The organism is Rhodospirillales bacterium (assembly GCA_016712595.1).
Taxonomy (GTDB): Bacteria; Pseudomonadota; Alphaproteobacteria; order Rhodospirillales; family Defluviicoccaceae; genus Defluviicoccus.
Genome location: JADJQT010000001.1, coordinates 1,536,297 through 1,547,876, shown reverse-complemented (window position 1 = coordinate 1,547,876; position 11,580 = coordinate 1,536,297). Strand labels below are relative to the sequence as shown.

Here is an 11,580-nt window from a genome sequence, read left to right as displayed (position 1 = left end):
TTTGATCACTCAATGTTCTGTACCTGCTCGCGGATCTGCTCGATGGTCGCCTTCAGGTCGAGGCCGACCCGTGTCAGTTCGATGTCTCCCGACTTGGCACACAGCGTATTCGCTTCACGATTGAATTCCTGGCAGAGGAAATCAAGCTGACGGCCGACAGCGCCACCGCGTTCGAGCAGCGCCACGGCGGCCTCGTGGTGCGCGCGCAGGCGATCGAGTTCCTCGCGGGAATCGGCCTTTGTGGCAAGAAGCGCGATTTCCTGGGCCAAGCGTTCTTCCGGCAAGGCTGGTGACTGGCCGAGCAATGACGCCAGTTGTTCCTTCAGTCGGGCGGCGATCGCCGCCGGATGCAGCGAAGCGAGGACACTTGCCCGCTCGGCGAGGACGGACAACCGGACGAAGTGCTCGCAGAGCACCGTGGACAGCCGCCGGCCTTCTGCCCGACGCACATCGATGAGCGTGGCCAATACTTGGTCCAGCCCTGCCAGTAACGTCGCTTCGAGCGTGGCGCGCTCCGCGCCGGTCGGAACCGGATCACTCACCTCGATGACGCCGCGCAGGGCGAGCAGACCCTCGGCGCTCGATGGCCGATGATCGGCCAGCCGGGATTCGACCTGCGGAACCAGTGCCAGAACGGCGTCGAGAACCTGCGTGTTGATCCGCACCGCCTGATCGCCTCCGGTCCAGGCGAGCTGCAGCGTCAGCGAAACATTGCAGCGCTTGAGCCCGGCTCCCACCCGCTGCCGCACGGCCGGTTCCAATGCCTCGAAGCCGGCGGGCAGACGACTGCGAATGTCGAGTCCGCGGGCATTGACGCTCCGTACCTCCCACGTCCAAGCGCAGGTTGGTGTACTTCCTTCCAAGCGGGCAAAGCCGGTCATCGAAGCAATCGTCATTTCAACCATCCTTGCATCCCACCTGCCGTCTACCCCGTCTCAGCCGCAAAAGGACGGACATGGCCCCGCCCGCCACGGCTCTATTCCGCTCCCTGGCCGCCACCATTCAATTTGCGCCATCGCGCGACGTTGCGCAGATGCTCGTCGAGGGTACGGGCAAACGCATGTCCGCCGGTGCCGTCGGCGACGAAGTAAAAGTCCTCGCTCTGCGCCGGCCGAAGCACGGCCAGCAGCGCGGCCCGGCCGGGATTGGTGATGGGCCCGGGCGGCAGTCCTTCATTCAGGTAGGTGTTGTACGGCGAGCGCACCTGCAGATCGGCGAGGGTCAGCGGCCGGGGCGGCTCGCCACCGCCCCACAGGGCGAAAACCACCGTCGGATCAGCCTGCAGCCGCATCCCCGCCTTCAGGCGGTTCAGGAATACGGCGGCAACGCGGGGCCGTTCATCGGCAATGCCCGTCTCCTTCTCAACGATCGAGGCGAGAATCAGCGCCTCGCGCGGCGAGATCCAGCGGCAGCGACGCATCGCGCTGCGTCCAGAGTTCCTCAAGCGAAGACGACATGGCCTGCGACATTCGACGTAGCAGGTCATTGCGGGTGTCCCCCCACGTATAGTTGTAGGTCTCGGGAAGCAACGCACCTTCGGCCGGCAGAGCCGCCACCGTGCCTTCCAATCCGGGTGCCTCGTTGAGAAGTTCGAGCACCTGTTCGCTGCTCGTCCCCTCCGGCACGGTCAGCCGCCGGACGAACACGTCACCGTCGCGCAGCATGGCGAGAACGTCACGCATGCTCGTCCCGGCGGGAAAACGATATTCGCCAGCGCGAAGGGCGCCGGTCGATCCTTCCATCCGGGCGGCGAGTTCAAACAGCAGCGGTGAGGAAACAACGCCGGCGATGCCGAGCAGTCGGGCGATATCGGAAACGCTCGCGCCTTTTGGAACGATGACGGACGACCCCTCGATCAGGGGGCCCGGCCGGTCGTAGAGGTTGTACACCCACGCCACGCCGCCGGCGAATACCACCATCACGATCGCAGCGACAAGAACGATGCGCGCGACGCGGCGCATGGCGCCGCGCGCCCTCAGTTCAGCTTACGGAAGATCAGCGACGCGTTGGTGCCGCCAAAGCCGAACGAATTGGACAGCGCGGCCCGAACCGGACGTTCCTTAGCGACGTGCGGGACGAGGTCGATGTCGCAACCGTCCGACGGATTGTCGAGGTTGAGGGTTGGCGGAATTTGCCCGGTCTCGATCGCCTTGATCGAGAAGATCGCCTCGGCGGCGCCGGCCGCTCCCAGCAGGTGACCGATCGACGACTTGGTCGAAGACATCATCACCGAATAGGCGGCGTCACCGAACAGCCGCTTGACCGCCCCGAGCTCGATCTCGTCGCCCAGAGGGGTCGACGTTCCGTGCGCATTGATATAGTCGATTTCGTCCGGGGCGATGCCGGCGCGGCGAAAGGCCATCTCCATGCAGCGCGATGCACCGCTGCCATCGTCCGCGGGCGCCGTTATGTGGTGGGCATCGCCGGACATCCCGTAGCCGATGACTTCGGCATAGATCGTCGCGCCGCGCTTCTTCGCATGCTCCAGTTCCTCGAGGACGAGGACGCCGGCCCCCTCGCCCATCACGAAACCGTCGCGCTCCTTATCCCACGGCCGGGACGCTCTTTGCGGCGTATCGTTGAATTTCGTCGATAAGGCGCGGGCAGCGGCGAATCCGGCAATTCCAAGGCGGCAGATCGCCGCTTCCGCGCCACCGGCAATCATGACGTCGGCGTCGTCCCACATGATCATACGGGCGGCGTCACCGATCGCATGCGCGCCGGTCGCGCACGCCGTGACCACCGAGTGATTGGGCCCCTTGAAGCCATACCGGATCGAAACGTGCCCGCTCGCGAGGTTGATCAGCGCTGCGGGAATGAAGAACGGGCTGAGCCGGCGGGTCTGGCCCGTCTCCATCAGCGCCGCACCCTTGGCGATTTCCGGCAATCCACCGATCCCGGAGCCAATCAACACCCCCGTGCGGATGCGGTCTTCCTCGCTTTGCGGCTTCCAGCCGGCGTCGCTCACCGCCTGCTCGGTCGCCGCCATCGCGAAGACGATGAAACTATCCATCCGCCGCTGGTCCTTCGGCGGCACCCACTCGTCAGCATTGAAGGCACCGCTCGCGGTCTCGCCGCGCGGAACCTGACCCGCCACCCTTGCCGGCAAGTCGGAGACGTCGAACGTCTGGATGGCGCGGATGCCGGACTCGCCAGCGATCAGACGCTCCCAATTGACATTCACTCCGCAACCGAGCGGCGACACCAGCCCCATGCCGGTGATGACGACACGTTTCATCGCGTACTCCCGTCCTCTGACTGCTCCCCCGTCACTCCGCGACGATCCGTCGGAAGCATTCGTCGGCCGGCCAAGCCGCTAGGCGGTCGCGTTCTTGATGTAGTCGACGGCATCCTTGACGCTCAGAATCTTTTCCGCGGCCTCGTCCGGAATCTCGATACCGAATTCTTCCTCGAAGGCCATCACAAGTTCGACGGTATCGAGGCTGTCCGCGCCGAGATCATCGATAAAACTGGCGTTCTCGACCACTTTACCTTCCTCGACACCCAAATGCTCGACAATGATTTTCTTGACCCGCTCGGCGACGTCATTCATCGGTTCTTCCCTCGATCTGATTGACTTGTGGATTGTTTTCGGCCCTGTCCCCCGGGCACGATCGTCTGTTGCGCCGCGGCAAGAGCGGCGCTTCGTAACACACTTTCTCGGCCCTGACCAGCGCCGGACCGAAGCGCGTGACACCCTCGCGACAACGGTGTGTCGCTCATGAGGGCATCGCCATGCCGCCGTTCACATGCAGGGTCTGGCCGGTCACGTAGGCGCCCTCCTCGGCGGCAAGGTAAACGACGCAGGCGGCAATGTCTTCGGGCGCGCCGAGACGGCCAGCGGGCACCGCCGACAGCACCGCCTGTCGACGCGCCTCCGGCAGCGCCGCGGTCATGTCAGATTCGATAAAGCCCGGAGCCACGCAGTTGGCCGTAATTCCGCGATTTGCCACCTCGTGAGCCAGCGCCTTGGTCATACCGATCATTCCCGCCTTCGCCGCGGCGTAGTTCGTCTGACCCGGATTGCCGATGGCTGCAACCACGGAGGTGATGCCGATAATCCGGCCCCACCGCCGTTTGACCATGCCGCGCAGGAGCGCGCGGGTGAGCCGGAACGGCGCTGAAAGATCAACGTCGAGAACGGCATTCCAGTCGGCGTCGGACATCCGCAGGGCGAGACCATCCCGAGTGATGCCGGCGTTATTGACGAGAATGTCGACCTGCCCCAGGGCCTCGTTCGCAGCGCTCGCCAGCGCCTCGGCGGCGCCGTCGGCGGCCAGATCGGCGGGCAAAACTTTCGCCGTTGCCGGCAAATCGGCCGCGATCCGCTCAAGCGCCGAGATGCGTGTCCCGGAAATACCGACAATCGCGCCCTGGCTGGCAAGCGCCCGGGCGATCGCCGCGCCGATTGCGCCGGACCCCCCGGTCACCAAGGCGCGCTTTCCTGTCAAATCGAACATGCGTTACCTTAATTCCTGCCGATGCGTCCCGCCCGCCGCGAGTCATTGCCGCAGCTTCGATGCGCCGGCTTCAGAAACCACGATCGGAGCTCGTCCCGCGCGGCACGAAGTGACGATGCACGACCAATTTGCCGTGTCAAGCACGGGGCGCGTTGCGGTCTGTTGACCGTGACATGCATCCGTGTCGAGCGAAAGACTTGCGCGACGCGAAGGATCGTGCTTTTTTCGCCGCTTGGCCTCCTTGCCGGGCTCATCCGGCTATGTCGACCGGTGTCGGCTGAGATAAGCCAGAGGGAGAATAATAAGGTGCCGTATTATGAGTGCGTGTTCATCGCGCGCCAGGACATCTCTGCGCCGCAAGTCGAGGCGCTGACCGACAATTTTGCCAAGATCGTCGAAGAGGGAAGCGGAACCGTCGCCAAGCGCGAATACTGGGGCCTTCGCGGTCTCTCGTTCCGCATCCGCAAGAATCGCAAGGGTCATTACATGCTGCTCAATCTCGACGCGCCGCCGGCGGCGGTCCTGGAGATGGAACGGCAAATGCGCCTGAACGAAGACATTATCCGCCATCTGACGATCCGCGTCGAGGAACTGCAGGAAGGCCCGAGTGCCATCATGCTGAGCCGCTCGACCCGTGACGATCGCCCGCGCCGCGACGACCGCTTCGGGGACCGTCCGCCCCGTGAGGACCGCCATCGCGAAGATCGCTTCCGCGGTGGCGAGCGCTCCGAGCGCAGACCGGCTGCCGGAACCGATGCCGACGGCGCAGGCTCGTGGCAACCGGCCACGTCGTCGCAGGACCAGGAGTAAGAGGATGAACGCGCGCCGTCCGTTTTTTCGCCGCCGCAAGAGCTGCCCGTTTTCCGGCGCCAACGCGCCCGTGATCGATTACAAGGACATCAAGCTGCTGCAGCGATTCGTCTCCGAGCGTGGCAAAATCGTACCCAGCCGCATCACCGCGGTCTCGGCGCCCAAACAGCGTGAGCTGGCCCGTGCGATCAAGCGTGCGCGCTTCCTTGCGCTGTTGCCGTATCTGATTCGTTAGCATCACAGCGCCTTTTGCCCGCGGACGGACGCCGGTCCGGTCGCCGGGCGGGCGTTTGGCGAGTCGAGGAGGAACGGACATGGGCAATGCCGCGCTGGTCGCGGTCGGCAGCGGCGGTCTCAGTGGTGCCGCGGTGCTGGCAGCGCTGTCCGGCGCGCCAGTCGGCATTCTGCTGGTGTACCTCGCACCGCTGCCCCTGCTCATGGTCGGTCTCGGGCTGGGGGCGGGGGCCTTCGGCTTTGCCGCTGCGGCCGGTCTGAGCGTCGCGCTGATCTTCGGCGGCTATGCCGGCGCCGGGCTCTATGGCGGCATGCATGTGATTCCGTCGTGGTTGATCGTCCAGCAGGCGCTCCGGCCACGACTGACAAGCGCGGACGGATGGCAGCCAATCGGCACCGTGCTCGCCTCGCTCACCCTGCTCGTTGCCTTCGTCGTCTTGGCGACTGCCTGGTCAAGCCGCAGCGACGTCGGGCTCGAAGCTTCGATCGGCGCGATGTTGTCGGCGGCGATCGACGGTACGTTGACGTCAATGGACGAGAACGCGCGTCATCTGCTGGTCAGAGAACTCGCTCCGCTGTTTCTCGGCTTCTCCGCCGTGAGCTGGCTGGCGATGCTCGTCATCAACGCCGCCTTGGCACAAAGCCTGCTCGTGGCGCGCGACTGGAACCTGAGGCCGCGCCCGAACTGGTCAGACATCCGTGTGCCGTCATGGCTCGAATGGGTGCTGGTTGGCTCGGCGGCCACGGCGCTGGTTGCCGGTGGCGACCTGGCGTTCCTCGCTCGCAACATCGCGGTGGTGCTGCTGACGCCATATTTCTTCGTCGGCCTTGCCTGCGCGCATGTGATCGCCCGGCGAACACCGATGCCGGTTCTGGCGCTGGGCTGTTTTTATGTCGTTCTTTTGGTCGTTTTTGTCGTTGTCGCCGGGCTTGTGGCCATGCTCGGCGTCATTGATCAGTGGATCGGCGTTCGCCACCGCTTGGCAAGCGCTACCCCTCCCGAACGGAAAGAGTAGGAATTTAAGGAGCCTGAAATGGAAATCATCCTGCTGGAGCGTATCGAACACCTCGGTCAGATGGGCGACGCCGTCAGGGTGAAGCCTGGCTATGCGCGCAACTATCTGCTGCCGACGAAAAAGGCGGTGCGGGCAACCGCGGAGAACCGCAAACGTTTTGAAGCGCAGCGCTCGCAACTGGAAGCAACCAACCTTGAGCGTCGGGCGGAAGCCGAAGCGGTCGCCGCCAAGCTTGACGGTATCACCGTCGTCCTGATCCGACAGGCGGGCGAATCCGGGCAGCTCTACGGATCGGCCACGGCGCGCGATATCGCCGAGGCAGTCTCCGATGCAGGCTTCACCGTCGCGCGGAACCAGATAAGGCTCAATCAGCCGATCAAGTCCCTCGGCCTGCACAAGGTCGGCATCGGACTGCACCCGGAAGTCATCGTGACCGTCATCGTCAACGTCGCCCGCACGCCGGACGAAGCGGAAACGCAGCAGCGGACGGGAGCGGCGATCACCCGGACCGGCGCCGAGCGGCGCGAAGAAGAAGAACTCGCCTTCGAGCAGCAGGCGCAGGCAATGCGAGAGGCGGAGGAATCCCTCGAAGACAGCATCGAAGAGGCCTTACAGGCGGCAGCGGCCGCTCAGCCGGAATAGTCTTGGGGGATCAGCGCGTTCACGGCGTGTTGATCCCCCCAACCGATCGCCCTCTCCTGGCCGCGTATCGCCGCACGATGTTCACGCGGTGTTTTTCGTTCCCCTCGCCTTCTGATAGGCCGCGTTTTCTGATAGGCCGCGTTTGATGATGGGATTGTGCGCAGAGATGAGCCGGCGTGGATCGCGCCGCCCGATCCTTTGAGCCCACTTCCGTACGCGCATAGGGATGCGCGCCGGAAATAGGCTGCGCTCAGTCGTGAAAGTGGCCTTCCTGGCAGTGTTGCAACTCGTGATGAACGACGGCCCAGCCTTCGCCGTCTGACGGCCCGCCCGGGCTGCGCGTCCAGATCACACACATCCGAAACTCTCCGTCCCAGGCCGCCATGCCTTCGCAATTCGGCCTGAGGCCGTGGTCGCGGCAGATGCGGCTCATTTCCCGGTCGCTCACGATGTTCCACGTCAATGTGCGGGGCTCAATCGGCTTTGCCGCAGCAGCACCCGACGACAAAACTACTGCAACTAATGCGAGAATACTGGGTGTCTTCATCATGGCAGCAGTTCCATAAATAACGAGTTAATCGTTAAAGCTGTCTGAAAAAAATGTATGCTCGTTTTAAGGGTTATGCAACTATTTTTCTATCTCCGCGTTGGTTATTTTTCATCAATACACGTATACATTGTAGTCAAGCAAGAGGGGCCTTAGCCTACCGCCGGTCTGAGGAAAAAGCGGTCAGTCCTCACCCTTGCGCACCGGATCGGAGGTGCGCCGGAAATGCCATCGGACTGGTGAAGTCAGGCGAGAGACGAGGCGGTCAATTCGGCCTGCCGCGCAGGACGAGCAAAAATGCCTATGTAATTGTAATTACAATATATTTATTTTTTAAAATCTATAATTAGGTTGCACGGTCACCCCGTTTGAAGTACCAATGGACCTCCAGCGGCATGGTAAGGGCCGTGCCAAAGGGGAATGCGGCGATCGTATGCCGCAAGGCTGCCGGGATCGGGACATACGGGGGAGGCTTATGGTTGGGCGAGGCTCCGCTGACGGGAGTCCATGGGAGCGCGCGCCCGAAATCGCCAGAGGCGTTCCATTCGATCAGGTTGTTGCCGACTACACGCGTTTATGGGAACAGTGCCGCATTCGCGACGACAAACTCGCGGAGATCGACGGAATCGTCGGCAAGGTGGCGAAAAATCGGCCGCGCTACGAAGCCGTCGCGGCAACCACCGCTGTTCCCTGGTGGTTTTTAGCCGCGCTGCACATGCGCGAATCCAACGTCAGCTTTTCCCGGCACCTGCACAACGGCGATCCTTTGACCGGACCGACCGTGCGTGTGCCGTCGGGCCGTCCCCCCGGCACGGGACCCTTCACCTGGGAGGAAAGCGCGGCCGACGCGCTCGCCTGCGAGAAGTTCACCGGCGCCACCGACTGGCGAATAGCTCGTACCAGCTACCGTTTCGAGCGGTTCAACGGCCTCGGCTACCGGCTGTACCATCCGGCGGTGCCTTCGCCCTATCTGTGGAGCTTCAGCCAGCATTACACCCAGGGCAAATACGCTGCGGATGGCCATTTCGATGCGGATCTGGCGGACAAGCAGTGCGGCACGATGGTTCTTCTCAAGCGCCTGCAGCAGCTGCACATCGTTCGTCTTGACGACGTCGCGCCAATCGTCGCCACGCAAATGCCGGAGGCGTACGCGGCGCCAGGAGCGGGAAACGGAACACCGGACGCTCTCATCGAAGCGGCGCTCGGGCACCTCGGCGAGGCCTACAAGCTGGGAGCGGTCGTCCCCTTCACCGCGGCTGCCTTCACCGGACCGTGGGACTGCGCCGAGTTCGCCTCGTGGCTGCTTTACCGGACGACCGGCGTCGTTTTCGGTTGCGTCGACAACCATGCTCCGCCCGAGAAACTCAATGCCTATTCCGGCGCGTGGTATCGCGACGCGATGGCGAGCAGCGCGGACGTACTACCGGCGGAGGCGGCAAAAACCATCGCCGGTGTCGCGCTCGTCCGCCGGCCGCTGACCCGCAGCGACGGCACGGTGATCCGCGTCGGTCATGTCGCGCTCGCTGACGGTAAGGGCGGGACCATCGAAGCGATGGATACGAAGCATGGCGTCGCCCGCGGCCGCATCGACGGCCGCGGCTTTGATCTCGCCGTGCGCCTGCCCGGCATCGTTTATACCGATCGCCCCCCCGTCGCCATCGCCGTCGCCACCGGCGTCGCGCCCAGAACCGGGACCATCGAGGTTTTCGCCGCCGGCACACCGCCGCCGGCGGCGGCCTCTGCTCCGCCATCCACCGGGGAAGCCACTGCCGTGGCAGTGGCGGACGACAGCCTTTCCTTGGAGGCGATCTTCGGCGGCGAGGACGGCCGCAAGCCCGTTCCGCGGCAATTGATGGCGCAGGCGCCATGGAGGGCGATCTGCCACCTCGTCTGCACCGGGACAAGATCCCTTTCCCTCCAGGGCACCGGCTGGCTGGCCAGCCCACGCACCATCGTCACCGCTGGCCACGTCCTGTTCGACCAGGAGAGCCTCGGCGGACGCGCGACCGGCGTTACCCTCATTGTCGCCCGCTGGGGATCGGACCACGTCGCGGTGCGCACCAGCCAGCGCATCGCCGTACATCCACGCTACGAAAGCGCTCAGGAGCCGGATTACGACATCGGCTGCATCCAGCTCGACGCCCCGATCGATGGCGCCGCATACTTCGGGATGTGGAGCGCCGACGACGCCGCGCTCACCGGACAGCCGGTCAACATCGCCGGCTATCCCAAAGATAAGGACGCCAGCCAGTTCCTCTACCACCATAGCGATACGATCATCGGGCTCCGCCCGCAGCGGATCGTCTATGCGGTCGATACCTACGAGGGACAAAGCGGGGCGCCGGTGTGGATGGTATTCAACAATCCCGCTCGGACGCGGGTCGTCGCCGTCCATACCAGCGCGAGAGCGCTCACCCTCGCGGCATCGGCCATCGACGGCAACTCAGGCACACGGATCAACGCCGAGATCTTCAGGTGGATCTCCACCTTCCTCTGACGGGACCAACTCATCGTCGCTTACCGATGCGAGCTACTCGCAATGCAACGCATCAAATAAATCCGGGGGGAAAGATGCGAACTGGGACGAGAAAATTCGTAGCGATGTCGACCGCGGTAGTCTTGAGCGGCTGCAGCGTCATTGATCCGAAATACTTTCCGCCGAGGCCCGGCAGCGATCCGGAGCAAAAGCAGTTCAACGCTGCGGTGGCGCGTTCGAATGATCTGTTCACCACCTACGCCGATGGCCGCTCCGAGATGCGGCTTTACGCACTTGCCACCGGCGTGACCCTCTATGGTCTTGTGGTCGCTGGGCTCGGCCTCGCGCTGTTCCAGGCACCGAACAATGCGCTGCTGGGCGTGGGGCTCGCCGGGGCTGGCATCGGCGGGCTGCGCGCGCTCCTACCCTTCGATTCCCGGCAGAAAGCCTACGCCAGCGGCCAGAAGGCGATCAGTTGCTCGGTCCTCGCGCTGTCACTGGGCGAGACCGGCGTGGCTGGTGTCGTGGAGCCGCCAAAGGTGGGCGTTGCCACAGGAGCGGGACCGGCGGGCGGTGACCTGCAAACGACCGGATCGGACGAGAAGAAAACCGAGGGCGCGCTGATGCTCGCTTCAGCGCCCCGCCGTACGAGCTACGAGTCCGACCTCATCCGGCTCAAAGCCGACCTCGATAAAATCCGCAGTGAAATAGCAACGAGCGGATCATCCGGCCAGCGCGAGGCGGCGGTGGTTCGGCGGGAGAGCGCGATCGATGAAACGATTGGCGGGCTCGCGGCCAGCGTCGCCGATCTTGCCGATTCGGTCAGCCCGTCAAAGACCGACGGCGAGCGTGCCCAGCTTCTCGATGCCGCGCTGATGGCCATCGACCTCGCGGTCCAGGATCAGCTCGACGCCGCCGAGGTCGATCCTGATAAGGCGACGAAGGCCGCCGGCGGCGCGGTCGCGCCGTTCCTCACCACCTTGGCCGAAAACGTCACCTTGGCGCGGGCACAGACACGCCGGCTGCGCAACGAAGCGGCGGCCACATCGATCGTCGCCAGCGACAAGCAGCAGGCGGCGACAAAGCAAGGCGGAACGGAAGCAGCACAGGTGACCCGCGAAGCCGCCGAAATGAACGCCGATGCCGGCAAGGCGCAGGAAGCCGCCGCCATCGCCGATCCGGCGCTGAACAAGATCTGGGGCTTAATTCGCCTGCCCAACGAATGCCTCGGCGGATTCGCCGCCGGCGCCCAAGGTGGGGGCCAGACAGCGAGCACGCCAGGAAGCTGAGTACGAGAAGCCGGGCGCCCGTCGGCGGGTGCAGCGTGCCGGCATCCGCGCGTGAAGCGATTGACGTGCCGCCGCGCTTCCGTTATGGCCTGGGATCATCGGAATT

The 11,580-nt window shown here is 64.3% G+C and carries 11 protein-coding genes and 1 pseudogene; 6 read left to right on the top strand and 6 right to left on the bottom strand.

Annotation, left to right across the window (positions count from 1 at the left end):
- Nucleotides 1-5: 5 nt before the first annotated feature.
- The 5 genes and pseudogenes from IPK66_07050 to fabG form a co-directional block, all read right to left on the bottom strand.
- Nucleotides 6-896, bottom strand: coding sequence for a YicC family protein (locus IPK66_07050; GenBank protein ID MBK8175015.1), 891 nt, complete (start codon nt 894-896; stop codon nt 6-8).
- An 80-nt stretch (nt 897-976) separates the two neighbouring features.
- Nucleotides 977-1,961, bottom strand: a pseudogene (gene mltG, locus IPK66_07045) (endolytic transglycosylase MltG).
- A gap of 14 nt (nt 1,962-1,975) precedes the next feature.
- A complete protein-coding gene (gene fabF, locus IPK66_07040; protein MBK8175014.1) occupies nt 1,976-3,238 on the bottom strand; it encodes a beta-ketoacyl-ACP synthase II in 1,263 nt (420 codons plus the stop codon).
- A gap of 78 nt (nt 3,239-3,316) precedes the next feature.
- Nucleotides 3,317-3,553 carry an acyl carrier protein gene (locus IPK66_07035; protein MBK8175013.1) on the bottom strand — a complete coding sequence of 79 codons (237 nt, stop codon included), beginning with the start codon at nt 3,551-3,553 and terminating at the stop codon, nt 3,317-3,319.
- A gap of 166 nt (nt 3,554-3,719) precedes the next feature.
- The gene (gene fabG, locus IPK66_07030) at nt 3,720-4,460 is read right to left on the bottom strand and encodes a 3-oxoacyl-[acyl-carrier-protein] reductase (protein ID MBK8175012.1); all 741 of its coding nucleotides are present in this window, start codon (nt 4,458-4,460) and stop codon (nt 3,720-3,722) included.
- 306 nt (nt 4,461-4,766) lie between these two features.
- Here fabG and rpsF point away from each other — a divergent pair, with 306 nt between their 5' ends.
- From rpsF to rplI, 4 genes are all read left to right on the top strand, one after another.
- Nucleotides 4,767-5,270 (top strand): 30S ribosomal protein S6, encoded by a 504-nt coding sequence (gene rpsF / locus IPK66_07025; protein MBK8175011.1) that lies wholly within the window; start codon nt 4,767-4,769, stop codon nt 5,268-5,270.
- Nucleotides 5,271-5,274: 4 nt separating this feature from the next.
- Complete coding sequence (locus IPK66_07020) at nt 5,275-5,505, top strand: 30S ribosomal protein S18 (protein MBK8175010.1); 231 nt, start codon at nt 5,275-5,277, stop codon at nt 5,503-5,505.
- A gap of 79 nt (nt 5,506-5,584) precedes the next feature.
- Entirely contained in the window at nt 5,585-6,520 is a 936-nt protein-coding gene (locus IPK66_07015) for a DUF2232 domain-containing protein (GenBank protein MBK8175009.1), read from the top strand.
- Nucleotides 6,521-6,538: 18 nt separating this feature from the next.
- On the top strand, nt 6,539-7,162 hold the full coding sequence (gene rplI, locus IPK66_07010) for a 50S ribosomal protein L9 (GenBank protein ID MBK8175008.1): 624 nt from the start codon (nt 6,539-6,541) through the stop codon (nt 7,160-7,162).
- A gap of 250 nt (nt 7,163-7,412) precedes the next feature.
- Here the strand turns inward: rplI and IPK66_07005 are convergent, their stop codons facing one another.
- Nucleotides 7,413-7,712, bottom strand: coding sequence for a hypothetical protein (locus IPK66_07005; GenBank protein MBK8175007.1), 300 nt, complete (start codon nt 7,710-7,712; stop codon nt 7,413-7,415).
- Between the two features lie 472 nt (nt 7,713-8,184).
- Here IPK66_07005 and IPK66_07000 point away from each other — a divergent pair, with 472 nt between their 5' ends.
- Both IPK66_07000 and IPK66_06995 read left to right on the top strand, forming a co-directional pair.
- Nucleotides 8,185-10,206 carry a trypsin-like serine protease gene (locus tag IPK66_07000; protein ID MBK8175006.1) on the top strand — a complete coding sequence of 674 codons (2,022 nt, stop codon included), beginning with the start codon at nt 8,185-8,187 and terminating at the stop codon, nt 10,204-10,206.
- A gap of 104 nt (nt 10,207-10,310) precedes the next feature.
- A complete protein-coding gene (locus IPK66_06995) occupies nt 10,311-11,474 on the top strand; it encodes a hypothetical protein (GenBank protein MBK8175005.1) in 1,164 nt (387 codons plus the stop codon).
- Nucleotides 11,475-11,580: the final 106 nt, after the last annotated feature.

Excerpts from the sequence above, each read along its gene's own strand:
- IPK66_07050 (MBK8175015.1), bottom strand. The coding sequence starts at position 896 with ATGACGATTGCTTCGATGACCGGCTTTGCCCGCTTGGAAGGAAGTACA.
- fabG (MBK8175012.1), bottom strand. The coding sequence starts at position 4,460 with ATGTTCGATTTGACAGGAAAGCGCGCCTTGGTGACCGGGGGGTCCGGC.
- IPK66_07020 (MBK8175010.1), top strand. The coding sequence starts at position 5,275 with ATGAACGCGCGCCGTCCGTTTTTTCGCCGCCGCAAGAGCTGCCCGTTT.
- IPK66_06995 (MBK8175005.1), top strand. The coding sequence starts at position 10,311 with ATGTCGACCGCGGTAGTCTTGAGCGGCTGCAGCGTCATTGATCCGAAA.
- rplI (MBK8175008.1), top strand. The coding sequence starts at position 6,539 with ATGGAAATCATCCTGCTGGAGCGTATCGAACACCTCGGTCAGATGGGC.
- IPK66_07035 (MBK8175013.1), bottom strand. The coding sequence starts at position 3,553 with ATGAATGACGTCGCCGAGCGGGTCAAGAAAATCATTGTCGAGCATTTG.
- fabF (MBK8175014.1), bottom strand. The coding sequence starts at position 3,238 with ATGAAACGTGTCGTCATCACCGGCATGGGGCTGGTGTCGCCGCTCGGT.
- IPK66_07000 (MBK8175006.1), top strand. The coding sequence starts at position 8,185 with ATGGTTGGGCGAGGCTCCGCTGACGGGAGTCCATGGGAGCGCGCGCCC.
- IPK66_07005 (MBK8175007.1), bottom strand. The coding sequence starts at position 7,712 with ATGATGAAGACACCCAGTATTCTCGCATTAGTTGCAGTAGTTTTGTCG.
- IPK66_07015 (MBK8175009.1), top strand. The coding sequence starts at position 5,585 with ATGGGCAATGCCGCGCTGGTCGCGGTCGGCAGCGGCGGTCTCAGTGGT.